Source organism: Vibrio agarilyticus, assembly GCF_012641465.1.
Lineage (GTDB): Bacteria > Pseudomonadota > Gammaproteobacteria > Enterobacterales > Vibrionaceae > Vibrio > Vibrio agarilyticus.
Window position 1 is genome coordinate 356,721 of record NZ_JABAIK010000002.1, and the last position, 24,762, is coordinate 381,482.

Sequence of the window (24,762 nt, forward strand, 5' to 3'; positions counted from 1 at the left end):
TTCCCCTCAATAACAAGCCAAAATGGAATCATTTTGGCTTTTTTTGTCTCGCATTATTGACTACACGAATGGGTAATCTAATCCAATCTGAGCGCGAATGGCGTCCATCGTTTTCATTGTATTGAGACTGTCTTGCCAAGGCATGATGTTACTTTGCAGCTCTCCTCTGGCAATACAATGCATCACCTCTTCAATTTGGTATTCAAAACCGGTTGCTCGAAAAGGAAGCTCAATCATGCATTCTGGTTCCCCATCAACCCGCAATATTGCTTGAGTCGCAGCCCAAAATGGGGTCGGAATCGTAATGCTTCCTTTGTCGCCGTATAGTATGAATTGATTCTCTAGTGTGCAATTGAGTCCGCAGGTAAATTCACTGCTTATACCGTTATAATTAAGAATAACACTGGTGCGTTCATCGACACCTGTTTTACCAATAAGGCCATTGGCTAAAATGGTCTCAGGTTCACGCTGAAGTGCAAATTGTGACATGGTGAGGTTGTATATGCCAACATCGAGCAGCGCGCCGCCGGCAAGGTCTTTATTGAATAGTCGGTCATTATCGTCACGCGTGGCTTTAAATGAAAATGAAGAGCGTAAGACGTTCAATTCCCCAATCCGTTTTTCACTGAGCCAAGTGGAGACTTGTCGCCAAGCTGGCAAAAAGCGCGTCCATACCGCCTCCATCAAAAACGTGTTTTGTTGTTTAGCCAGTTCGATTAATGTTTGCGTTTGTTTGGCCGTGACGGTAAGTGGCTTTTCGCATAACACAGGCTTGTTCGCTAATAAGCAACGCATTGCCCATTCAAAATGAAAGCGGTGAGGATTTGCTATGTAAATGGCATCGACGTTAGGGTCATCTATCAGCGCTTGATAATTGTCATAAATCCGATTGCATGCGTAGGTTTGAGAAAAGGCTTGCGCGCGTTCGCGATTGGAACTTGCAACGGCATATAAACGAGCGTTGGGTACGACGGTTAGTGCTTTGGCAAAATTATGAGCAATTCGTCCAGGGGCAATAATCCCCCAATTAAATTCCGAGTTAGTCATTTTTATTCCTTACTTTTTGTATAATGCTCCGTTGCGGATTCCGTTGTTATCAAGTGATTTCGGTATAATTTGAGAACAGAGATCAAAATTAGCTATTTTTTAACCTAAAGATTGATTAAATGCAGCAGAAAATAGCGAATTTCGGTTTAAGCTGCACTTCTCAAATGATGTGGACATGCGATTTAATTTGTACCTTGAGGAGTCACGAGTGAAAAGCGAAAGAGAAAAAATGTTGGCAGGTGAGCCTTATTTGGCTTGGGATGAGGCGCTGTTTCAAGCTCGCGTGGATTGCCGCCATAGTCTAATGGCGCTGAATAATAGCATTCCGAATACGCCGCAGTGGCGTGAGGCGATTGACGCGCTGATCCCAAACAACCAAGGTGCCTATCTTGAGCCGCCATTTCGCTGTGATTACGGTGATAATATTAAGGTGGGTAAAAACTTTTACGCCAATTTTAACTGTGTGATTTTAGATGTCGCCGAAGTGCATTTTGGCGATAACGTTTTGCTAGCGCCGAATGTGCAAATTTATACCGCAGGACACCCGGTTGAAGTGGAGCCGCGCATCAACGGGGTGGAATTTGGTAAAACCATTACGGTCGGAAATAACGTTTGGATTGGCGGTGGCGTAATTATCTGCCCTGGCGTCAATATTGGCGATAACAGTGTGATTGGTGCGGGCAGTGTGGTAACGAAAGACATTCCAGCCAATGTCGTTGCCGCAGGCAACCCCTGTCGCGTGATTAGACCGATTGAAGCTCAAAATTAACATCGGTTTTTTAACAGAAGTATTATTACTAACCTTCAGCTAACAAATTTATAAAGGCCACATTAAAGTGGCCTTTTTTATGATTTCTTGATTGACAGAATGATGCGGAGTCACTAATATCCGCGCCGAGCAAACGATTACTTGCGAGCGAGTTCGCATTTTTATCCCCGTTTGTGGATTGCCGAGTTCAACTGATCCCCGTCAGTTGTCTTTCTTTTTTTCTAAAAGAGAGAGACCCATATTTAGGAATTTGGCATGACCACGCAAACCAGCACTTCATATTCATCCGCCAGCTCTTGGCAGCGTAAAGCAATTTTCAGCGTCGCATTTTTGATGGCGACCACCTCTGTTGGCCCAGGATTTTTGACTCAAACCGCGGTCTTTACCAATTTGTATCAAATGGATATGGCATTCCCTGTTTTCGCCTCCATGTTTATCACCTTTGGTATTGTGATGAACCTTTGGCGCATTGTGGGTGTGTCGGGTTTGCGCATTCAAGATATCGCGAATAAAGTCGCGCCGGGTATGGGTTATCTTGTCGGGATTTTACTCGCTCTTGGGGCGGTGGCGTTTAACTTTGGTAATGTTAGTGGCGCGGCACTTGGGCTTAATGTGTTGACTGGGGTTGATACCACGTGGGGCGCCCTGTTTACGGGCGTGGTGGGCTGCTTGTTATTTGTGGTTCATAACGCCTCAAAGCGTATGGATCAGATGGCGCGTTACCTTGGCCTGTTTATGATTGTGCTGATCGCTTACGTGGCGATGACATCACTGCCGCCAATGGGAGAAACTCTGACTGCGGCGGTAATGCCGAGCGATTTTTCTACGCTATTGCTACCGACTCTGACCATTGTTGGCGGCGCGGTTGGTGGCTACTACACTGGCGCTCAGCGTTTGGTGGATATTGGTTTGCAAGGTAAAGAGAACATTCCTTCGATCAAACAAGCGGCATGGGCGGGTATTTCGATTGCGGTGATTATTCGTATTTTGCTGTTTTTTGCAGTGCTTGGTGTGATTTCAACAGGCGCAGTGCTAGACAGTGCGAACCCCGCTGCGGATGCATTCCGTCAAGGTGCGGGCACAGTGGGTTACTTTATTTTTGGTCTTGTACTATTTGTCGCCTCAATTACCTCGGTGGTTGGCAACTCCTACATGGCGATTTCTTTGATTAAAACGCTATTTCCTGCTGTTGCTCGTCGTGAAAAGGCATGGTGTGTTGGGTTTATTATGGTCACCAGCCTTGGCACCGTCACCATGAATATGCCAATCTTCTTGTTAATGCTTGCAGGCTTAGTCAATAGCATTATTTTGCCAGTGGTGCTCGCCATGGTGCTTGCGGCAACACGCCGTAAAGATATTGTTGGCGATTATCAGCACCCTATGGCGCTCACCGCAATCGGTATTGCGATTGTGCTTGTAATGACCTTTGCAAGTTACAGCAATATTGCTGGGTTCATTAGTAAATTTGTTGGTTAACAGTGCACGCCAAGTAACTCTTTAAGCCGCTTGAGATAACGGCGACTTACAGGTACTTGGTGTTTTGAACGGGTGGTGATTTCCGCCACCCCATTATCAAATAATTTGATCTCTTCAATCGCGTTAATCGCAACCAAATATTGCCTGTGGCAGCGAACCAACTCCGTCTTTTCTTCAAGCACTTTAAGCGTCATCGGCGTGCTGCCTTTTTGACCTTGTGCCAGAACATGTACCCCACTGATATCACTGTAAACACATTCAACCTTGGCCATCGGGATCACCACAATACGGTTGTGCCCCATGCAGGGAATGTGATGAATGGTGCTCGGTGTTATAGCGCTAAAATCAGTCACTCGATGTTTGAGCGCGAGAGTTTGCTCAAGCCGCGTGAGAGTTTTGTGTAGCCGGCAAGGGGCAACAGGCTTAAGCAGATAATCAAACGCATTATCTTCAAACGCTTGAATGGCGTAATGATCAAAGGCGGTCACAAACACCACTTGAGGCATGGTTTGTGGGTCAAGCATCGCCAACAAGTCGATGCCGCTGATTTGCGGCATTTCAATGTCGACAAAGATGACATCTGGACGCAATTCATGAATTTTTTTAAGCCCGCAGATGGCATTATTGGCTTGATCAATCACATCAACTAAACCCGATTCAACCAGCAAGGTCGCCAGTTCATCTCGAGCAAATAATTCATCATCAATAACGAGAGCGCGCAGCATAGTTTCCTTCCATTGGCGACACCGCTTGCGTGGCAGTGTGAGGTAAGGGGTGGGTTTCGGTGACCACTGAAGTGGTGGTTTGTTTGGGTATGATAAAGCGCATTTGGGTAACATGGTTGGGCTCACAATGGATTTTTAGCGCTGAGTCACGGCCAAAATGGTGAATTAAGCGTTTATTCACAATATCGAGGCCTAAGCCATTGTGATTCTCTTGCGGCAAGGAAAAGCGCCCGGCGTTGTCTTCAACCACAATTTCAACCCCTTGCTCGTTTTCTTGGCTGTAAATTTTCAGCTCGCCGCCATCGAACATTTGAGCAATGCCATGCTTGATGGCATTTTCGACCAGTGGCTGCAAGGTAAAACTGGGCACTTTGATCTCAAGCAGCGCTTCATCAATCGTAACGCTGACCGATAGGCGGTCGCTGAATCGAGCTTGCTCGATGCTCAAATAGGCCGCTACATGGCCTAACTCTTCGCGCAGGGGAACGGAGTGAATGTTTTGTTTGAGATTGCTGCGGAAAAAATGCGATAAATTTTGAATCAACTCGCGTGCTTTTTCAGGCTCTTTGCGCGTGATGGCGCTGATGGTATTAAGGGCATTAAAGAGAAAGTGGGGGTTGATTTGCGCTTGCAGCAGCTTGATTTCAGCCTGAGTCAGCAGCTCACGCTGCTCAAGGTAAGTGCCATAGAGAATCTGGCTCGAGAGCAGCTGGGCAATGCCTTCTGCAATCGACATATTGACCCGAGAAAACAGTTTGCGTTTGGGCTCGTACAGTTTGATGGTGCCGACCACTTGCTTTCCGGCGAGCAGTGGAATGATCAATGCTGAGCCTAACTTGCAGTGGGGTGATAGTGAACATTGATACGGGTGTTCTGTACCATCTAGATAAATAATACGATTGTCTCGTAGCGCCTCTTGAGTGCTCCTTGAAGAAATCGGCGTATTTGGCTGGTGGTGATCATCACCAATGCCAACAAAGGCGAGAATTTTCTTTTGGTCTGTGATGGCAACGGCGCCAACATGGGTTTCTTCGTAGATGATGCGCGCGATTTTTTCAGCGTTTTGCGCGGTGAGCCCTGAGCTTAAAATGCCCACAGAGCGGTCGGCAATGTTGAGCGCTCGACGTGAGAACGTCGCAGAATATTTTTCCACTATGGTTTTGCGATCCGACAAAATGCTAACAAACAGTGCCGCGCCACAAGAGTTGGCTAAAATCATTGGTGTCGCGATAGTCGAGACCAGCGCAAAGGCTTGATCGAAAGGGCGCGCGATAAGCAGTAATAAGCCCATCTGCACAAGCTCGGCTAAAAATGTGACCGCAAAAACGACGGCTGGATTAAATAGGGTCGCTCTGCGGTGACGTGCGAGCAGATACACATGCAAAACGCCGCCGATAACGCCTTCCGCAGTGGTAGAAACCGCACAGGCTAAATCAGTAAACCCGCCCATGAAATAGCGATGTAATCCTCCTGTGAAGCCCACGGCAAACCCTACTACCGGACCACCAAACAGCCCTCCCATCACAGCGCCTATGGCGCGCGTATTGGCAATGGCATCGTCGATGTGTAAGCCGAGATAGGTCCCTAGCACACAAAACGCAGAAAAGAGCAGGTAACAAATTAAGCGATGACTTAAATGAGCGGAGACACTCAGTAAGGGCAGTACAATAGGGGTTTTGCTCAGTAGGTAGGCGAGCACCAGATACACGCACATCTGCTGTAATAGCGATACCAATAATTCCATTTTCTTTCCTCTGGCTTGCCTTACGTGGCGATCCTAAAAAGCCCGCAAAAGGCGGGCTTGGTGAAGGTAGAATAATTGTAAAATCGTTTTTATTTTAGAACGTTATGCCGTTTTTGAGATGCCACTAGGCTTTTCTTCATCGGCGAGGTCGGTTTCGCCTTTGCCTTTTGATGTCTTAATGACATAAGTGGCAGCGAGTACGGCAAATAGAATGCCTGCGCTCGTTGATAAGGTCATTGGTAGACCAAACCCGAGGGTGCTGCTATTGAGAATGAAACTGACGCACACTGTTGTCATAAAGAGTGCAGGTACTGTGGTGATCCAATGCAGCTTGTTGTGGCGCAACAGGTATGCAGACGCGGTCCAAAGCATCATCACCGCGGTCGCTTGGTTAGCAAAGCCGAAGTAACGCCAAATGATACCAAAATCCACTTGAGTTAATACGCCACCAACGACAAACAGCGGTAGAGCCATTAACAGGCGGTTGCGTAGGGTTTTTTGTTCCATGTTGAAGTATTCGGCCAAAATTAGGCGGCTAGAACGAAACGCGGTATCGCCTGAGGTGATGGGCAAAATGACCACACCCAAAAACGCAAGGACACCACCAAAGACGCCGAGCAGGCCAAATGACGCGCTGTAAACCACATTGCCAGGGCCGCCATTGTTTATTGCTTCGCTTAGTGACTCTAATGAGCCGAAGAATGAAAGGGCAAGCGCGCACCAGATGAGTGCAATGATCCCTTCGCCAATCATGGCTCCGTAGAAAACGAAACGGCCATTGCGCTCATTTTGCATGCAGCGCGCCATGAGGGGAGATTGGGTCGCATGGAAGCCGGAAATCGCGCCACAAGCGATGGTGATAAACAGCGCTGGCCACAATGGCATATCATTTGGATTAAGGTTGCTAAACATATCGCTTGGGGTAAAGCCACCTAATACTGTGTGCTGATCAGACAGTGCGACTGCTGTGATAAGGCCAACTGACATGAAAATCAGTAGCGCGCCAAATAGCGGGTAAAAACGACCAATGATTTTATCCACAGGCACTATGGTTGCTAAGATGTAGTAGCCAAAAATCAGCACAACCATGGATGTCATGCTCACCGTCAAACTGGTTTGATCGTTAATTAGATTGGTGATCATGCCAGCAGGGGCAGAAACAAACACGACACCAACAAGCAGCAATAGGACAATGGCGAAAATGTTCATAAAATGTTTGGCGCCATTGCCAAGATAACGCCCAGTCATCGTTGGCACAGAAGCGCCGTCGTTACGAATCGAAAGCATACCCGAGAAATAATCGTGTACTGCGCCTGCAAAAATACAGCCAATCACAATCCACAACATAGCCGCAGGGCCATACAGTGCGCCCATAATGGGACCGAAAATCGGGCCAACGCCGGCAATATTGAGCAGTTGAACGAGATACACTTTGGGGGTCGACATTGGCACGTAATCAACCCCGTCGTTTTTAGTAAATGCCGGGGTTTGGCGCTCACTGCGAATGCCAAAGACTTTTTCGACAAACGTCCCGTAGATAAAATAGCCGCCGATGAGTGCGGCAAGACAGGTTAAAAACCACAACATAGTCATCGTCCTTCTTTGGTTTGGTTTCTTATTTTGGGTGTGGCAGCCATCTGGCTTATGACGCCCGGTTGTTTCACTGCAGATTATCGAAATGGGTGAGGCTTGGCATTGCCAGAATCATTGAGTGGCCGTATAGCGATTTAAGTGGTTGTGCGGGGGGATCAGTGGTGATGGCCGATTATCAAAAAAATTTTGAAAGTGAATTTGATACAGCGCGCATTATCAATTTGAGTTTGCTCGATATAATGGCGTCGTTTTCAGGCAGAGGTGCGTTTTGTCACTCTGTGTTTACCATCGCCGTTTTCACCATCGCCGTTTTTATTTGCGCATAGAATGTGCTGAGCGATTTGAATTGTATAAAGAGGACCGTACTGTGACTCATCCAATTATTGCTGATCTCAACAAGCGTTACACTGCAAAACAATACGATGCTACCAAGCGCATCTCACAAGATGACATGGCAATTATCAAAGAAGCGATCCGCCTGTCTGCGTCTTCAATCAACTCTCAGCCATGGAAATTTATTGTGCTTGAAAGTGATGAAGCGAAACAGCGTTTTCACGACACCTTTGCCAACATGCATCAGTTTAACCAGCCACACGCAAAAGCGGCGTCGCACACCATTTTGTTGGCGTACGATCCGAAATTTACTAAAGAAAAATTTGCTAAACGCGTCGATGCAGAAGTGAGCTCAGGCCATTTGCCAGCCGATATGTACGACATGTTCATGGGCGCGTACGCGTTTGCACAAGCGAACACAGACGAAACCGGTTTTAATGGTAACTGGACCAAAGCTCAGGTGTACATTGCGCTGGGCAACCTGCTGCACACTTTGGCTCGTCTTGGTATTGATTCTACCGCGATGGAAGGTGTTGATTCAGCACTCATCGGTGAAGCGTTTAAAGCGGAACTGGATGGTCATGTGTGTGAAGTGGCCCTTGCCATTGGTTATCACAAAGAGGGTGAAGACTATAACCACGGTTTGCCAAAAGCACGTCTTGCTCTTGATGATATGTTGGTAACACTTTAAGTTTTATCACGACGCGCAATGTGATTTGCGCGAAATAAAAAAAGCCTCGCCGCCTTTGGGTTGCGAGGCTTTTTTACTTCCAGCAGACCCTAAAAGTTGTTGCGTCTGCGTTATCGAGGGATGATTGTTTTAAGAGGGAAGCTTGAGAGCGCCAGCCAACAACGCTGCGGGTTCAATTAGGACAGGTAGATGGTTGGCTCGGTTTGAGATGTTCTTACGCCACAAACGTTAAAAATGGTCGTGATTTTTGGCCATTCTCATCCCCATATTTGGCTGAGTCTGCGGTTTGTCTCGCTTAAAGGTTTGTACCCAGTTTGAGTTTAGTGCAAGCGAGCCAGCTACTCTTTGTCTTGGTTCTTGTTGACCGAAAGTGAGTAACCAGAAAAGCGCTTCTATTCTTTGGTGTGGTTTGGCACGGTTTGAGGCGTTCCCTACGCCGCAAACCTAAAAATTCGTCCTGAATTTTTGGCCTTGTTATTTGCTGAGTTCAACTAACTCGCTTTTGGTCAGAACCTTCTTTTTCGCTTGTAGATAGCGTCAAAAATGCGAACGAGATTTGGTATAACCATGCAAAATAATGCTCGGTTACCTCAGTTAAACTTCCCTATCTCTATGAATATAAAAGTAAATTTCGGTAGGTGTGAGATAGTCGAGCGCAGCGTTAAGCGCAATGCTCGCTTTTGCCAGAAGAAAGCACTCAAAATTGCGCACTTGAAGTTATTCAACTGATTGATTAAAAAGCGATTTCGGGAGTATAGTAGGAGGAAAAGTGAGGCAAGCACTCTGCGTGATAGACAGAATGCTGTTTAATACACTGTTATGCACTAAGGAGAAAAATCTAACATGCGTTTATTGATTGCAGGTTGTTTCCTGTTATTTGCAGGTATTGCAATAGGGATTTCGCTATCAAATGGCTCTACTTCTGATGATTTTCTATTAAATTTGGGAACAGAAATAGTAGGAATTGTTTTAACAGTTGCAGTAGTCGATTTTTTATTTGAACGGAGAAAAAATAAAGAAAGCGCAAAGGCGATAGCTTGGGAAATAATGCATGAATTAGATCATGCCATTTGGGTATGGCAAGGTGGTGCTAGAGAATTTGACATTGACGAAATGGCAGGCCTCCTATCTTTGTCAGAACCTACTGATCCATTACCTCAATTTACACAAAATCTTTTTTTGCGGATTGGAAGCAGAGCCGATAATACCTTTCGGACAAAACGCGAAGTGATAAATATAAGCTCTTCGCTTTCCCAAAGCTTGAACGTATTAAAACCACTTTCTAAAATGCGTGACGGCACAGCAGTAATATCTGCAGAGCAAATTACAAAAATCTCATCAGATGCTCTAGAGCATTTGGCTGACGTTGTTGGTGTAAAGTATCGCCCCGATTTAAATGACGAATTGGCAAAGCATCGTGATACTCAGATCTTATCTCAAGAATGGAGACATTACGGTAATGATGAAGGCGTGTATAACAAAGCAATCAAGGCGGACGCGTAAAGCTTAGCTCGCGCTCATCCTTCGCTAATTTTAGCCAGGCATTACTCGCCGCTTATTGCGGCGTTATGCGTTTTTCTTGGATGTTTGTAGAGTATGAAGTTATCAGATTTTTCACTTGAAGCGTTAAAAGCTTATATCACAGGCGATGATTCAGAGGCTCCCTATATGTCAGGTCCTGATCTTGTAAAGTTCTTCAATCTATTTGGTGTTCGGGATGTTTATTCTTTCCAAAACGGAGGCTTACCTGAATCGGCAAGCCGAAAAGATTATGCCCTGAAAACTACCAAGTCCCTTAATGGAACTAACCAAATGAAGCTTATGGTTGAGGGGTTAGTTGATAGCAGGCGTGCCGAAAACTATGTGGAATTAGCTGAAGGTATTAACGAAATTATTAAACACGATGGATATGCATTGGAGCAAAACTCTCTAGGTGTCTTTATCGTATCAGGCGCTAGTATTGAAGACTCAACCGTTGACATTGAAGCCTATTTTCAAGAAATACGTCAGCGAATACTAGAAAGCATATCTAAAGCAAAATTTTCTATATGGGTAGCAATGGCGTGGTTTACCGATAAGGAAATAGGTAATGCTTTACTGCAAAAACATCTGGATGGTCTAAATATTCAAGTGATCGTTAATGATGACATTACGACTAGCAGGTATGGCTTAGACTTCGCGGCTAAAGGTATTGAGTATTATAAGGTTTCTCCCTCTAGCTCTTGGGGTAAAAAAATCATGCACAATAAGTTTTGTGTCATTGATTTAAAAAAGGTTGTTCATGGCTCTTACAACTGGACGAAAAATGCTCAATATAATAACGAAAGTATTACTATTACTAACAGCAGAGAGTTAGCTGAAGATTTTGCTGGTCAGTTTATCGCATTAAAACAGGCGTACAAATCAGGACACGCATAACAAAGTCATTAAGGAGATGCGTTACACTCGGCGTTTTTGGTATGGAGATCAGTGCACTTTGCGGGTTCAGTGTGCCACTACATTATGGCAGGCGTTATACCAATAGGAGGTTCATATCATAGTTTTAGAAATAATAATTGTCTTTCTAGCTGGTTTTTTTGCATATCTATCACTTGGTGAAAGTAATGCCACCAAAAGGCGGTTCATATTAGTTGCAGCGTTGTTTTGTGCAATTTTTGCTGGCTATAAGCTCTATAAACAAGACTTGGATAAGTCAAATTCCATTGATAGGCTCTCGCGAGTGGGTAGTAATATTTTTTGGGGTGAGGTGAGGGTTAAGTACTTGGGTATGAGCTATCCGAATGACCTTAGTGATCTTAGGCTTACATCAGCAATCAAAATTAGCTCTAGATTAGGTAGCTCTTACAAAAAGCAAATAGACCTTGATAAGATTGTAGAAAGAGCGCGACCTATCCATGCTTATGACTTAGAGTTATTGACACCTGAAGACACAATTTCTATCTATACAGCACATGCAGATCAAAATGGAACGATAATTGTAAAAGATGAAATAGAAGCAAATATTCACACTTTCAATTTTTACACAGAAAACCATGAGAAAAGCCAGTTAGCTTTTGATATCGTAAATACTCTAAAATATGAATATGGAGCCAATGCCCGTACTGCATTTCGTTCATTGTATGACTTAAATGATTCGTTTGTTGTATTCCATATTAGCGCTAATGACGGCAAAAAATTCAACCCTGGAGCAGTGTATCTCGAATTAACGTCTAGTTTGGGTTTTGATGTAATTCCGATCCAAATTAATACTCAGATGCTTAAGCAATTTGACGGTCGTATGATTTTGTTTGGAGTCTATGTTCCCAAAGATTACTGGACGCTGGAATAATTCGCATAACAAATAAGGATTAAGCGTTGCGCAGCCAACGTTAAATCCCGAGTGTTGAACAAGCCCGAAGCCTCTTTATAAGTAAATTGTGCAGTGGGGTTTGATGGGCGTGACGCCTAGACACGTGGTCTTATAGTTAGATTAGAAAAATATGACAAATTAAGCCTTCGATATTTATGTGTTAAATCTGTCGAAACAAGGAAAGGGCCAGATCGAAGCTGGGCAGACGTGCTGGTTATACTCGCTTCACATCATCTTCACTAAGTAAGCCCTTATCCCATATAGGGTTTCTAACTTTTTATCTAAATTTTGATTACATGTGCTCTTTTGTTGTCATCCCATCACCACCGCCCTAGGCGCGGTGGTGATGGTTTGTATTACTGACCGTTGTTGCGTGGTGCTTTCGGTTTGGCGCGAGATTTACGATGATGCGGGTTACGCGTCCGTCGTGACGCCGCATTGTTTTTATCTGCGTGATCACCTTGCGCTGACGAGGCAGGATTGCCGTCGCGTTTGGCTTTAGGCACATAATTGAGAATGGAGATTGGAATGGGCTTTTTCGGCTCAAAGCCTTCAATATCACGTCGCTCAATCAGGTGACCCAAACGGCTTTCAATCATGCATAAGTTTTTGAAATTGTCTTTGGATAAAAACGACACGGCCTCACCTTGCGCGTCGGCGCGGCCTGTACGGCCAATGCGATGGACATATTCATCCGCAGGATAAGGCAAATCGTAATTCACAACACGTGGCAGTTCATGAATATCAATGCCTCGCGCGCCAACGCCAGTTGCAACCAAAAAGTCAACACGACCGGCTTTGAAATCCGCTAAAACTTGTTCACGCACCGCTTGGCTACGACCACTGTGAAAGGCTTCGGCACGAATACCGCGTTTTTCAAGCTGAGCAACCAACTTAGCCGCGCCATGTTTTGTTTCAATGAAAATCAGCGTTTGCTTCCAGCCTTCGGTTTGAATCAAATGGCTGAGCAATGATGATTTCATATCTTTGTCGACAGGGATAAGCCATTGATGAATATTGGCTTTTGAGGCCTCTTTTGCTGCAATCGTGATTTCTTCAGGATCATGAATGGCCGATTTCGCCAAATCTCGTACTCGTGGTGAAAGTGTCGCCGAAAAGAGTAGATGCTGAATATTTTCCGGCAGTTTAGCCAAAATTTGGTTAATGGTTTCAATAAAACCTAAGTCAAGCATGCGGTCGGCTTCATCGAGCACCAACATGCTGACTTCATCAAAATGAAGTGCGCGCTGGGCGTATAAATCCAGTAGGCGGCCCGGCGTGGCAACAACAATGTCAACGCCTTCGATCAATTGCTGTTTTTGCGCCTTATCATCAACGCCGCCAAACATTGCCATTGAGCGCAGATGAGTGTGGGCGCCGTATTCACCAATCATTTGGTGTACTTGCAAAGCTAACTCTCGTGTTGGCACCAAAATCAGTCCACGCATGCGCTTTTTACGCACGGTTTCACCTTGTGCTAACCGCTCAAGCATCGGAAGAACGAAGCTGGCAGTTTTGCCTGTCCCTGTTTGCGCCGCAGCAAGCAAATCGCGGCCTTGTAAAATCACCGGAATGGCTTGGCGTTGAATGTTGGTCGGCGCTGAATAACCACGCGCGTTTAGCGCTTGCAAAAGGGCGTCGTTGAGGCCAAGGGTGGCAAATGACATTGCAATTCTCGTCTTTTTCAAAGGAAACGTGCGATTCTAGCACTTTCTCACTCTTTTGCTAATTTGCCGATGTTACTGCCGTCATTATGGGGTTAAACTCGCCACGTGTTTTATTGAACGAAGACTTTCATGACAACGCCTCAGTCGAATGTAAACAATGCCTTAGAGACGATCCATTGTGATGTCATTGATTCTGCCCAACTGCCGATGGCACTGCTATTGGAAGCGGATCCGAATGAACAGACGGTTTTGGCTTATCTCAAAGAGAGTGTCTGTTTTGCCGCTTGGGCTCAGCAGCAGATCGTCGCCGCCTGTGTTGTTACGTTGAATGGCACTGATCTCAAGCCAGTATCACAAAGCCACAAGGGGGTTGCGGAGATCCTCAATGTTTCAGTGTGGCCGCAATGGCAGCAGCAAGGCATAGGCACAACACTACTGCGCTATGTACTTGATCAATTGCCGCATTACGGAGTGCAACGCGTCGAGCTTGGCACTGGAACGTTTGGTCATCAGTTGACCTATTATCAGCGATTGGGTTTTCGCGTGGATGCGATTTGGAAAGATCATTTTACCCGCCATTATCCCGAGCCAATTTTGGAAAACGGCATTCAGCATCACGATATGTTGAGGCTGAGTATGGTTTTAAACACAGCTTGTTAAAAGGCACTTTCTTTATGTCATTGATGTATACCGAGCATGCGCGCCAATATGGCGAAGTGGTAAAAAATAATATTTATAATGCGCTTCTTGAGCGTCCTTCGACACAAGCTCTATTGGGAGATGTTAAGGGAAAACGCGTTCTTGATTTGGGCTGCGGCTCTGGGGTTTATGCCCAGTGGCTGCTTGAGCGAGGCGCGGCCTCGGTGACCTGCTTGGATGCCTCGCACGAGATGATCGCCCTAGTAAAAGAATCATTGGATGCGCAAGTGACTGCCTATGTGCAGGATTTAAGTGTTGGTTTTCCTTGTGAAGCCGATGACAGCATTGATGTGATGATCTGCCCCTTAGTGCTTCACTATGTGGAGGATTTGACGCCGTTTTTTGCCGATGTGCAGCGGGTGCTTAAACCAGGCGGTTATTTGGTTTTTTCCACCCATCATCCTTTTGCTGATTTTGAGTGCTCGACGAGCGGTAATTATTTTGCTCGTGAGTGCGTTGAAGAGCAGTGGAATACCATCGGCACTCCGGTGACGGTGCGATTTTTTCGGCGTTCACTGACTGAGCTGATGAGCGCTGCAACCTCGCAAGGATTAGTGATCTCAGGAATGAACGAAGGGGTGATCGACCCACAGGCACAAACGCTGGATGCGCAGGTGTATGCACGCCTTAGCCACAATCCTAATTTTTTGTTTGTGCGTTGTGAAAAACCGCGTTGCTAACCAAGCAGAAAAACGGTTGCGATCACAAATCATCAATCTTTATTTTTCGCCTATAACGCCGCTTGTCAGATTGGATTATATTTTCGCAAGATCAGTATGTCGCGGAGATAACAAATGAAAAGAATCGCTGTGTTAGGCGAAGGTTTGGTGGAAGTGCAAGGCGCGGCACATGGCCTGAAAATAGGTTATGGTGGCGATGCGATCAACACGGCGATCGCTTTGGCACATTTGGGCCAAATGCCGAATTTCTCTTCGATGGAAATCAGCTTTTTTAGTGCGTTTGGCACAGAAGAAAAAAGCAGTCACATAGTGGAACAGTGCGCTCTACAAGGCGTTGATATGAGCCACACGCTGCGTATTGAGGATAAACACGCAGGGCTTTATCTCATTGAATCTGATGCCAATGGCGCGCGTTATTGCAGCTATTGGCGTGACAATTCCGCCGCGCGTTTTTGGTTTGATCATCTCGAAGATGAGCAGATTTTTGACATTTTAAAAGATTATTCGCTTGTTTATCTTACGGGCGTGACTTTGGGGATCCAAACCAGTGATAACCTTGATAGGCTGCTGGCACTGATTGCGCAATTGCGCCGCGCGGGTTGCACTATCTGTTTTGCATCTCACTACCATGATGATTTATGGCCGTGCACCAGCAGCGCGCAAAAGGCGTACCAGCGAATGCTCGCACTGACCGACATCGCTTTGATGACGTTTGAAGATAATGCACGCCTGTTTGGTGACCCATCGTCGCAAGCAGTAATGACACGTGTTTTGAATCAGGGCGTCACGGAAGTCGCGCTGATGGATGGCGCTCAAAGTTGGGCGTGTCTGGCAGGGCAGAGTGATACTTCTCCGGCGTCGAGTGAGACACTTGGCATCGATGAACATGGTAATGAGCTTGGTATGGCAGAGGCCTTTAATGCTGCTTACCTTGCGGCGAGGTTAAACGGTCAATCGCTTGAACAAGCATTAAGGTTCGGACAAGCATCGGCAGATAACGTACGCAGTTCATCAAATCTCGTCGCTGATGCGCCGCAAACGGTTGTGGTGGCATAACGTTTGAGACTTGCTCCACTTAGTGTTGCGGTGCTTATCGTAACAAAATAAGGAAAGCCCCATCACATGCGAAGTTATCGGAACAACCGTGTATAGGAAGTCATTCAAGTGATTGCAATCTGTGACGTGTATCGCAATTATTGGCCTAAATAAATTTAACATCTTTGTAAAACATAAAAAGCCTCGATTACGAGGCTTTTTTATTGCCTCTAATTCCTTATCTCAATCCACACGCACACTCGCTTAAATTTTGATAAAAATAAGAAATCGATTACATAATGGGTTCTAGTACGTTATCTTGGTTAATCCTTTGTTAATTGAGGTTTGTTTCTAATTATGAGGTCAAAAATGGCCATTGATATGCTCGTACGTATTATTATAATGCGTCCTCGTACTTAAATGAGTTACACAAAGAAGCGCGCTTTCACTGAGCGCATAGATCTCAATCTAAAGGTTATAGAAATGAAGAAGACTATCTTAGCAATGGCTGTAGTAGCAGCTACTTCTTTTGGTGCTAATGCGGCAGACGTGGTTCAACCAATCTGTAATGAAATTAAAGCAGGTGAAACGGTTTGCACTATCAACGGTGATTTGGAAAATGGCGGTAAGCTGGTTCTTGGTAAGTATTCTGACTTTGAACATGGCGAAGGTGCTCAGGGTGGTTTAATCACTGATGAAAATGGTCAATCCCTAGCTAAAGGCTCATATACGTTCAATCGCAATGGTGAAACAAAGACAATCAATTTCGTTCTTGGAAGCGACGAAACGGGCGAAAATAAAGGCGCAGTGATTACACTTGACAGTGGAAAGCAGATTGTTATTGGCAATACTGGCGAGTTCCAACGCGATCGCATCATTGAGCGTTTCATCGAGCGCGTCGAAAATGACGAATCATTTATTCGCGACTACATCGAAGAAAACAATGGCGATGTCGGTATCCCACCAATTAATGACGGTGATTTGCCACCTGTTGAAGATATTATCATCGAACCTATCGACCCTGGCTTCGGCATCGACCCAATCGTATCTAAACCAAACAGCGGCTCAGATATTGTTGCTCGATTCAATACGCAGCTAGAAGGCACTGACATTTCGATGGTGCTGGCGGAAGATGGCTCACTTACCCTTATCAATGGCGATAACAAAGTGCTACTTCGCGATGCTGACGGCAATATCAATGAAATTGCATTAGGTAAAGCGAAGAAAGAACTTGCTGCGGTATCTGCTGAACGTGCAAGTAAACGTCAAACACAGCGCCAAGAAATGCGCCCAACCAATCCGATATCTCGTGATGATGTTGCCGAGCGAATGGAAGATCGCCACGATACTCGTGAACTACGTCGTGACCTGTCCGGCTTGAATGAAAACGAAATCGCCATTGTTAAACATGCAATGGATCAAAACGGTTACAAAACGGTTCGTGATAACTATGAAGCGATTGCGGAATATGCATACAAAAATGGTGCTGAATACAATCTTACCAACGAACAAAAGCTAGGTCTTATCAATGAACTTGCTGGTGAAGGTGTGAATGGTGAAGATCGTTTGGTTCTTCAAGAATCAGCAGATGGAACAGTTAAAGTAATTGATACTGCAACTGGTCAAGCGTACAGCATCGAACAGATGGAAGAAATGGCAGTTGAAGCACGTGATACTGTGCGCAATCACGTACTGGCTAACAATCCTGATTTAGTTCCAGTTGACCCAACTCCAGAACTTCCGGCACAACCATGTGATGATGCCTCAGCAGACGCTTGTGTGCCTGATTACGGCGATCCAGAAGCGCCAATCGAAGACTTCCCAACTCCAATTGGTGCGCCTGATTGGGCGGAAGACAAGAAAGCCGAATTGAAAGACAAGGCTGAAGAGATTGCGAAAAACATTGAAGAGCGCCGCACTCTTGAGCCAGAAATGCCAATTCATGACGGCGAAAACCCGTTTGATGGCGAAAAAGGCGAAAAAGCGCGTGAAGCACTTGAAGAAGCCAAAGAAACCGCCCGTGAAGACGGTAAGAACGTGACTGACGAACTGCAAGAAAAAGTGGCAGAGCTTAAAGCGACTTATAACGGTGAAACGGCGCAAGAATACTTCACTGAGCAAGAGCTGTATGATGCAGGTCAAGACAGTGCAATCGCTCAAAATGCACAAGACATCGATAATTTATTTGGCGAAGTTGCGCGCTTGGATGAGAAAATCGATGGAGTTATGGCGGGTGTCCACGCGGTAAATAACGCACGTCCTTTCCTATCATCAGAAGGTGAGACTGCAGTGGGCGTTGGCATTGGTTATGCTGGTTCATCAAGCGCAGTTGCAGTAGGTGCGGCGCATGCATTCAGCGATCAATTATCGGCATCGATGACTCTTAACGTTACCACTGGTTCTTACAGCGAAGTGTCGGGCGGTGCAGGTGTTCAATACACTTTCTAACTAACCTTTAGAAACTAAGACCAAGCCCTCTGTAGTGGAGGGCTTTTTTGTCTCTAAGATATAATTTTGACAGTAAAATACGATTTAAATTGCTCGTTAATTTTCATGTTAGTCAATTAGAAGGGAAATAACCGCATTCATTTTTTGAATACGGTTGCTATATGATTTATCAATCCCATTTTAAATAGGCTGCTTTGGTACTAAAAACATCCCTAGCGTTGATATTTCCCTCAACTTACTTGGCCGATACCTTCACGCGGTTTGGCTCTCTGCGTCGTGGCTTGCAGTCAGTTCAGGCTCATGCTCACAGTGCAAAATAGCCATCGACATGGGTGACAGTGACATTTCGCGTGTCTTCCATTGGTCATGACGAATCATGCGTAAGTTGGTATTACATAACACTTTCCAAGACTGTTTTTGCTTGTTGGGCAAGTGAAACGACACGGGCAAATCGGTTGGGTTAATCAGGTAGAGCAGCTCCTGCCCCCCTTGCTTGCCGATGCCGATTTGCAACTGCAACGCCATTTGTTGGTTCCAATCGTGATGCTCCATCATCGCGCCACTGGCTTTGCGCCAATGAATACGGTTGCGATGACGACAACGGCCGGAAAAGGCACGAATAAAAGGCACCATATAGCGTTGGCGATGGCGCACCATATCGGCCACCCAGCGACGAAAGCCATCACGCTCCACAGAAGGTGTCCAATCGAGCCAGCTCAAGTCATTATCTTGGCAGTAGGCATTGTTATTACCCTGCTGCGAGTGAGATAAAAGATCGGCGGTCAGGATGTGCGGAATCCCAAATGAAAAGAGCAGTGTGCTGATAAAATTGCGCTTTTGCTTCTCTCGCGTGGCGCGAATAAGAAAATCAGCCGTGTCCCCTTCCACGCCGTAATTGGCTGAACGGTTATCACCATGCCCATCGCGATTGTTTTCACCATTCGCGTCGTTGTGTTTTTGCTTGTACGACACCAAGTCTTGCAAGGTAAAGCCGTCGTGGTAGGTGATGTAGTTAACCGTCATCTTAAACGGCCAGTAGGCGGCGCTGTAGATGTCGCGAGAACCCATCAGACGAGTGGCAAACTCTTTCAAATAGCCGGTATCACCGCGCCAAAAGCTGCGAGAAATATCGCGCAGTTTGTCGTTACACTCGTTCCAACCAAAGGGAAAATTCCCCACTTGATAGCCATTCGGACCGATGTCCCAAGGTTCAGCAATCAGCTTGATGGTTTTTAGGATCGGATCTTGCGCTAGGGCTTTGAAAAAAGCCGCTCCAGGATTGAAATTTTCACCTTCACGGCCCAACGTTGCGGCCAAGTCAAAGCGAAATCCATCAATTTGGTACTCAGTGACCCAGTAGCGCAGCGTATCCATCACCAAGTTAAGTGCCGGTTGGTAACGCAAGTCGACGGTATTTCCGCAACCGGTATAGTTGGCAAAGTGGCCACTGTGCTTGATGTAGTAGCGGCCATCGAGCCCTTTGAGGTTAAAGACGGTGCTACCTTCACCCCCTTCTGCCGTGTGGTTATAGACCACGTCTAAAATGACTTCGATGCCGTGACGGTGCAGCTCTCGTACGGCGGTTTTTAACTCATTGACCGCATCAACATCCGCATAACGAGGATCGGGTGCCATAAAGAGGTAAGGGTTATAGCCCCAATAATTAACTTTACCCATATTGAGCAGATGAGGCTCATGCATACAAGCTGCAACAGGTAATAATTGAACTGTGGTGATGTGCTGCTCACGGTAAAAATTAAGCATAGCAGGGCTCACCAGACCCAAATAACGCCCTTGCTCCGCTTCATTGAGTTCAGGATGGCGTTGAGTGACCCCTTTAACGTGGGTTTCAAATAGGACAGTTTCTTCACGCGGAATATTGGGTTTTTTAACCCCTTGCCAATCAAACTCGCCGCTGCGAACCACACTTTTGGCCATTAAGAAACTAGTTTCGAATTGAAATGGTGGCGTGTAGGTGAGTGGGCCATCAAGAGCTTTGGCATAAGGGTCTGATAACAGTATTGGACCTTTATCCGTGTAAGCAATATAACCGTAACGTTGGCCTTCTTGGACTCCCTCAACGTAGGTGTGGCGAATGCCACCATAAAAATTGTCTAGCTTGAATGTTTTAAATTCATTTTTATCATTAAATAGCGCAAGGCAAACATCGCGCGCATCCGGGGCATGTACCGAAAAATTACACCCACGTTCATCTAGTGTTGCCCCAAGTGGGTAAGGGCTGGAAATTACTGTGTTCATTTATCATTATTCGTTGGCATGATATACCTAAGTAACCTTAGGATCATGAAACCTCAATACAATTCGAGAAGCGCTTTGCTCGATAGCCTTCTCTTTTGCCTACGTGAAAACGCCAATCTATTTGGGTATCGATTCACCCTTTCATTGCATTGTGTCTCTTGAATTCAGCGTATCGATAAGCGCTTTAACGCTTCTACTTTGAAGTTACTTAGGTATATGTCCATGAGCTTTAAGTAAAAGCCTTTGGCGCCACGCGGTCAAGTCATGAGGCGTGACCAACCGCTTGAAATTGAAGATTGGTCGCGCACAACCGGTGAAAAAATTGCCTAATGCGTCACGCAGTGGTGATAAGTTGAGCGCAATAAAGGAATCAAGCTCACCAATTGAGATATTGATTCAACTTCAACTGGCAGTTTCGTGATGAATCGCGCAAGATATTTTGTACTAAAGTGGCGACAAAACGTCGAACTCAGAGCTTGTTCGTTACGCTGCGCACCTTGAGGTTAATAACCGCAGCCATAAGTTAAAACGGAAATAAAACACATTATGACAATGACAGTGTTGGCGATTGGCGCCACAAGCTTGGCGCTGCTAATGGTATTGATCTGGATGGTCTCTTTATCATTGCGCAAACAGCGGTTAGAAAATGAAAAAAAAGCCCGTGATGCGGCTTATCGCAGTGCCGTTGCTCGCGCGCGTGAACAAGAGCGGCAAGAGCGTTTACTGAAAGCCGAATCTGGCGATATCCCTACATTACTCTATTTAGCCAAAGAAGCTGAGCGAAGCAGCCCGCGCGAAGCACTGCATTGGTATAAACAAGCCGCATTATTGGATAATGTGACCGCGATGTACGGCATTTTGCGCATTATGGAAAAAATGGGCGAGGACAAGGTGCTTAGGGAGCAAGCTAACTTTTGGCGCGCGGCGATTGCGGCGTGCAATGGTGACAACGACGCTCGCTTTGAAGTCGGCCAGGCGTTGATTCAGGGACGTGGCGTTGAACGGGATGCAGAAAAAGGCACTAAGCTGGTGGAAAAAACCGCCAATGAGGGGAACCTTGAGGCAATGCATTACATGGGACGCTGGTCAAATTCTCATGAGAACCTCAACAGTAATAACAAAGAAGCCTTTCGTTGGTTTACTCGAGCGGCAAAACATAACAGTGCTGCGGCTCAAATTGAGTTGGGCCACTGCTATTTGAATGGTATCGGCACTCGCAGTTCACAGCTTAAAGCTTGTTATTGGTATGAACGCGCCGCTGAACAAGGCCATCCTGAAGGCATGTACTACGCCGGCGAAGCGTGGCGTGGGTGCGGTAAAGCGGGTGATGCGTTGGCTTATATCTGGTTGTTTATGGCCGCCCATTTTGGCTTTAATCAAGCACGCCAGGCACGCGATGCTGCCGCCAGTGCGATTGGCGTGGATGTGGTGGTCGGGCTGCAAGCGATAGCTAAGCCGATTCAAAAGAAACTGGAACTTGGGTCAGTCAATCGCCACGCCATTATTAAAGCGCTCAATAAGCTGTATAAACGACCTCATTATTTTCCCAACCAAGAGGAAAATTCGGCAGCTAAAGTTGCAGAAAGTGCGGCGCCAACCTTGGATGAACAGCATGTTGAAAGTGGCCTTGTGAATGAGCCTCAAGCACCCACCGAAAATGTTAATCTGAATGTCTCAAATGTTGATGACAGTGAATCGGTTACTGTGGAATTCAACCAAAGCGAGCCTTCAGTAAATCACGACTCTTCCACCAACCTTAACTTGGACTTTTCACAGCCGATGCGGTGAGGCGCATCGGTGTCGTTTATCGTTTTGCTGCCTACCCGCATCTTTAAGTGGTTTGAGTGTACTGTGACGATGGTCACTATCTTGTTGAGATGAAAAGATAAAGGTGCTATTAATAATCCCTATCAATGTGTTTATTTATACCGACACACGTCCCACTTGAAGTTGCAGCGCCTTAGCTCGCTTGTCACCTATCTGGATCTCCAAGTTGTTTGGGTATATGTGTGGGGTATAACCCGTTGAGAAAAACTGAATTCTAGAATGTTTGCTAAAGGGATGTAATATGCGAACACTTTCCGTGCAATGGAAGATCACGGTATTGGCAGGATGCTGTCTTGTTTTTACTTCATTGGCGTTAATTGGCTTTTCACTATACAACGCCATCAGCAATCAAAATTCCATTAGACAACTCAGCACACAGTCGGTCACAGAAAAGTCGCAACAGCTGCTTGAGACGCGCGCAGAAATGAATGCGCGCGATGTTAAAGATTATTTTGACGAAGCCATCTATCGCGCTGAGATGCTTATTGCTAATTCATTGTTCCAAAAAAAGAATACCGAAGACAACTTTGGCTCCAGTGAGGAATTGCGAGCGGCTCTTGATCAAATGATATATAAAACGGTGTCTGATTTTCCATCAATACAAGGTGCGTATTTGGTGTTTCAACCTAATGCACTTGATAGTGAAGATGGTAATTATATTGGTGCAGATTATGTTGGATCGAATGATGTGGGTCAGTTTGCAACCTATTGGCGTGTCAGTCATGACAGTAATGCTATCGAACAGTTTATTTTATCGAGAGCGGAACTTGAAGATACCGCTAACGCAGAAAAATTTATTTGCCCTATTACTCAGGGCGAGGCATGTGTTAGCACGCCAAAACTTTATTCTGTCGATGGTAAGCCGCAGTTGATGTCATCATTAACACTGCCAATTGTGAATGATGAAACCGTTATTGGTTTTCTAGGGCTAGATTTACGTCTGACCGATTTAAGTTTTACCGTTGCTGAGTCTGATGCCAATTTATTTAATGGTCGAGGACACGTCAATATTATCAGCCGTAATGAGACCGTGATTGCCTCTGATGATATTAACGTTGCCGCGGGCGAACGCTTTGTCAGTCCAGTGCTGAGCCGCGCTACAATCAGTGATTTAATTGTGAGTGAACAAGCGCAAGCAAAGTGGAGTGTTGATGGGAAATGGTTAAGTGTCTTTAGCCCGGTGATTATTGCCGATCAGACTTGGGGTATATTTTTCGATATGCCAAGACAGGCAGTATTAGATGATGCCATTGCTCTTGATAATGTCATTACTAACCAGTTGCGCCAAGGCGCGATTGTCGAAGTGATGACAGGTAGCGTTTTTGTCATAGCAGGATTGTTGATCATCGCATTGATGTCTGCCCGCATTGTTAAACCGATTCGATTAGTGGTTCGCCGACTTGAAGATATTGCTTCGGGTGAAGGTGATTTGACCCAGCGCTTAGAAGTGCGCTCTGAAGATGAAATAGGTCAATTAGCTCAACAGTTTAATGCCTTTTTATCCAAGTTACAGCAGACGATTACACAGGTCGTAGAGAATACCGCGCAGATTGCGTCTACCGCTGCGAAATCGAATACCAATGCGATGACGACAAGAAAAAGCAGTGAAGCTCAATTTCGAGAAGTGGATATGGTATCAACCGCGTCAGAAGAGATGACGCAAACCGCGGCATTGGTCGTACAAAATGCGCAAATCGCGGTGCAAGCTGCTGAACAGGCCAATCAGTCAGCGTCTCAAGGGCAGGAAGTGATAGAGACGTCTGCGGCAGAAATGATCATGCTGGTTCAACAGATGAAATCCACCGTCCCTGTTGTGGAAGAGTTAGCTAAGAACAACAGTAATATCACCGAAATCCTTGGCGTTATTGAAGGCATTTCTGAGCAAACTAATTTACTGGCATTAAATGCGGCCATAGAAGCAGCTCGCGCGGGTGAACAGGGTCGTGGTTTTGCGGTGGTTGCGGATGAAGTGAGAAAGCTAGCCAGTCGTACTCACGACTCTATCGAAGAGATCCAACAGGTTATTCAGCAGCTAGAGAAAGGCACACAAGATGTGGTTAGCGCGATAGGACAAAGCTCTAATTTGGCCGATTCAACGGCCAATCATGTGCAGCAAGCCGTGGCGTCCTTAAGTAAAGTATTTGAGTCTATCGCCTCAATCACTGATATGAATATGCAGATTGTTAAAGCGGCTCAAGAACAACAATCGGTCTCTTCAGAAGTGAACCAGAACGTTACAAATATTCGAGAATTAAGCAGTTCAATACTGGACCAAGCCACTGATGCAGAGCGGATGGTGCAAGATATAGACCGTCACTCAACCACTCAGCAGGCGTTAATGCGACAGTTTAAAGTGTAATATACCTGCCCCACTTGAAGTTGCAGCGCCTTTGCTCGCTTGTTGCCTACCTGCATCTTCA

Annotated in this window: 17 protein-coding genes and 1 pseudogene; 12 read left to right on the forward strand and 6 right to left on the reverse strand. The window is 45.8% G+C overall.

The features are described from left to right. Positions 1 to 60 precede the first annotated feature (60 nt). A complete protein-coding gene (locus tag HGP28_RS03555; protein ID WP_168835055.1) occupies positions 61 to 1,047 on the reverse strand; it encodes a Gfo/Idh/MocA family protein in 987 nt (328 codons plus the stop codon). A gap of 208 nt (positions 1,048 to 1,255) precedes the next feature. Here HGP28_RS03555 and HGP28_RS03560 point away from each other — a divergent pair, with 208 nt between their 5' ends. Further along, positions 1,256 to 1,816: a maltose acetyltransferase domain-containing protein gene (locus HGP28_RS03560; RefSeq protein WP_168835056.1), complete on the forward strand. Its 561-nt coding sequence runs from the start codon at positions 1,256 to 1,258 to the stop codon at positions 1,814 to 1,816. A gap of 255 nt (positions 1,817 to 2,071) precedes the next feature. Next, on the forward strand, positions 2,072 to 3,292 hold the full coding sequence (locus tag HGP28_RS03565) for an NRAMP family divalent metal transporter (RefSeq protein ID WP_168835057.1): 1,221 nt from the start codon (positions 2,072 to 2,074) through the stop codon (positions 3,290 to 3,292). On the opposite strand, the gene btsR is transcribed toward HGP28_RS03565, so the two are convergent. The 3 genes and pseudogenes from btsR to HGP28_RS03580 form a co-directional block, all read right to left on the reverse strand. After that, positions 3,289 to 4,017: a two-component system response regulator BtsR gene (gene btsR / locus HGP28_RS03570; protein WP_168835058.1), complete on the reverse strand. Its 729-nt coding sequence runs from the start codon at positions 4,015 to 4,017 to the stop codon at positions 3,289 to 3,291. The two genes, HGP28_RS03565 and btsR, sit on opposite strands and share 4 nt — an antisense overlap. An 85-nt stretch (positions 4,018 to 4,102) precedes the next feature. Further along, positions 4,103 to 5,761 (reverse strand): annotated as a pseudogene (locus tag HGP28_RS03575) (LytS/YhcK type 5TM receptor domain-containing protein); the annotation flags it as partial. A gap of 102 nt (positions 5,762 to 5,863) precedes the next feature. Continuing rightward, complete coding sequence (locus tag HGP28_RS03580) at positions 5,864 to 7,348, reverse strand: carbon starvation CstA family protein (RefSeq protein ID WP_168835060.1); 1,485 nt, start codon at positions 7,346 to 7,348, stop codon at positions 5,864 to 5,866. A gap of 373 nt (positions 7,349 to 7,721) precedes the next feature. Here HGP28_RS03580 and HGP28_RS03585 point away from each other — a divergent pair, with 373 nt between their 5' ends. The 4 genes from HGP28_RS03585 to HGP28_RS03600 all read left to right on the forward strand — a co-directional run bounded on the left by HGP28_RS03585 (position 7,722) and on the right by HGP28_RS03600 (position 11,706). Then, positions 7,722 to 8,378 (forward strand): nitroreductase family protein, encoded by a 657-nt coding sequence (locus HGP28_RS03585; RefSeq protein ID WP_168835061.1) that lies wholly within the window; start codon positions 7,722 to 7,724, stop codon positions 8,376 to 8,378. 843 nt (positions 8,379 to 9,221) lie between these two features. Further along, positions 9,222 to 9,881, forward strand: coding sequence for a hypothetical protein (locus HGP28_RS03590; protein ID WP_168835062.1), 660 nt, complete (start codon positions 9,222 to 9,224; stop codon positions 9,879 to 9,881). 93 nt (positions 9,882 to 9,974) lie between these two features. Beyond that, complete coding sequence (locus tag HGP28_RS03595) at positions 9,975 to 10,796, forward strand: phospholipase D-like domain-containing protein (RefSeq protein ID WP_168835063.1); 822 nt, start codon at positions 9,975 to 9,977, stop codon at positions 10,794 to 10,796. Positions 10,797 to 11,097: 301 nt separating this feature from the next. Then, positions 11,098 to 11,706: a hypothetical protein gene (locus tag HGP28_RS03600; protein WP_168835064.1), complete on the forward strand. Its 609-nt coding sequence runs from the start codon at positions 11,098 to 11,100 to the stop codon at positions 11,704 to 11,706. Between the two features lie 377 nt (positions 11,707 to 12,083). On the opposite strand, the gene HGP28_RS03605 is transcribed toward HGP28_RS03600, so the two are convergent. Continuing rightward, complete coding sequence (locus HGP28_RS03605; RefSeq protein WP_168835065.1) at positions 12,084 to 13,394, reverse strand: DEAD/DEAH box helicase; 1,311 nt, start codon at positions 13,392 to 13,394, stop codon at positions 12,084 to 12,086. 129 nt (positions 13,395 to 13,523) lie between these two features. Here HGP28_RS03605 and HGP28_RS03610 point away from each other — a divergent pair, with 129 nt between their 5' ends. The 4 genes from HGP28_RS03610 to HGP28_RS19165 all read left to right on the forward strand — a co-directional run bounded on the left by HGP28_RS03610 (position 13,524) and on the right by HGP28_RS19165 (position 18,256). Further along, complete coding sequence (locus tag HGP28_RS03610) at positions 13,524 to 14,054, forward strand: GNAT family N-acetyltransferase (RefSeq protein ID WP_168835066.1); 531 nt, start codon at positions 13,524 to 13,526, stop codon at positions 14,052 to 14,054. Positions 14,055 to 14,068: 14 nt separating this feature from the next. Then, a complete protein-coding gene (locus HGP28_RS03615; protein ID WP_168835067.1) occupies positions 14,069 to 14,773 on the forward strand; it encodes a class I SAM-dependent methyltransferase in 705 nt (234 codons plus the stop codon). A gap of 114 nt (positions 14,774 to 14,887) precedes the next feature. Next, the gene (locus HGP28_RS03620; protein WP_168835068.1) at positions 14,888 to 15,829 is read left to right on the forward strand and encodes a sugar kinase; all 942 of its coding nucleotides are present in this window, start codon (positions 14,888 to 14,890) and stop codon (positions 15,827 to 15,829) included. Between the two features lie 462 nt (positions 15,830 to 16,291). Further along, positions 16,292 to 18,256 (forward strand): YadA C-terminal domain-containing protein, encoded by a 1,965-nt coding sequence (locus HGP28_RS19165; RefSeq protein ID WP_246225522.1) that lies wholly within the window; start codon positions 16,292 to 16,294, stop codon positions 18,254 to 18,256. A gap of 252 nt (positions 18,257 to 18,508) precedes the next feature. Here the strand turns inward: HGP28_RS19165 and glgX are convergent, their stop codons facing one another. Further along, entirely contained in the window at positions 18,509 to 20,515 is a 2,007-nt protein-coding gene (glgX, locus tag HGP28_RS03630; protein ID WP_168835069.1) for a glycogen debranching protein GlgX, read from the reverse strand. A 546-nt stretch (positions 20,516 to 21,061) separates the two neighbouring features. Here glgX and HGP28_RS03635 point away from each other — a divergent pair. Together HGP28_RS03635 and HGP28_RS03640 are read left to right on the forward strand one after the other, a co-directional pair. After that, positions 21,062 to 22,303: a tetratricopeptide repeat protein gene (locus HGP28_RS03635; RefSeq protein ID WP_246225526.1), complete on the forward strand. Its 1,242-nt coding sequence runs from the start codon at positions 21,062 to 21,064 to the stop codon at positions 22,301 to 22,303. A gap of 280 nt (positions 22,304 to 22,583) precedes the next feature. Further along, on the forward strand, positions 22,584 to 24,701 hold the full coding sequence (locus tag HGP28_RS03640) for a methyl-accepting chemotaxis protein (RefSeq protein ID WP_168835070.1): 2,118 nt from the start codon (positions 22,584 to 22,586) through the stop codon (positions 24,699 to 24,701). Positions 24,702 to 24,762 lie beyond the last annotated feature (61 nt).

Coding starts and splice junctions, on each gene's coding strand:
- HGP28_RS03635 (WP_246225526.1), top strand. CDS start 21,062: ATGACAATGACAGTGTTGGCGATTGGCGCCACAAGCTTGGCGCTGCTA.
- glgX (WP_168835069.1), bottom strand. CDS start 20,515: ATGAACACAGTAATTTCCAGCCCTTACCCACTTGGGGCAACACTAGAT.
- HGP28_RS19165 (WP_246225522.1), top strand. CDS start 16,292: ATGAAGAAGACTATCTTAGCAATGGCTGTAGTAGCAGCTACTTCTTTT.
- HGP28_RS03610 (WP_168835066.1), top strand. CDS start 13,524: ATGACAACGCCTCAGTCGAATGTAAACAATGCCTTAGAGACGATCCAT.
- HGP28_RS03590 (WP_168835062.1), top strand. CDS start 9,222: ATGCGTTTATTGATTGCAGGTTGTTTCCTGTTATTTGCAGGTATTGCA.
- HGP28_RS03565 (WP_168835057.1), top strand. CDS start 2,072: ATGACCACGCAAACCAGCACTTCATATTCATCCGCCAGCTCTTGGCAG.
- HGP28_RS03620 (WP_168835068.1), top strand. CDS start 14,888: ATGAAAAGAATCGCTGTGTTAGGCGAAGGTTTGGTGGAAGTGCAAGGC.
- HGP28_RS03640 (WP_168835070.1), top strand. CDS start 22,584: ATGCGAACACTTTCCGTGCAATGGAAGATCACGGTATTGGCAGGATGC.
- btsR (WP_168835058.1), bottom strand. CDS start 4,017: ATGCTGCGCGCTCTCGTTATTGATGATGAATTATTTGCTCGAGATGAA.
- HGP28_RS03555 (WP_168835055.1), bottom strand. CDS start 1,047: ATGACTAACTCGGAATTTAATTGGGGGATTATTGCCCCTGGACGAATT.
- HGP28_RS03605 (WP_168835065.1), bottom strand. CDS start 13,394: ATGTCATTTGCCACCCTTGGCCTCAACGACGCCCTTTTGCAAGCGCTA.
- HGP28_RS03615 (WP_168835067.1), top strand. CDS start 14,069: ATGTCATTGATGTATACCGAGCATGCGCGCCAATATGGCGAAGTGGTA.
- HGP28_RS03595 (WP_168835063.1), top strand. CDS start 9,975: ATGAAGTTATCAGATTTTTCACTTGAAGCGTTAAAAGCTTATATCACA.
- HGP28_RS03580 (WP_168835060.1), bottom strand. CDS start 7,348: ATGTTGTGGTTTTTAACCTGTCTTGCCGCACTCATCGGCGGCTATTTT.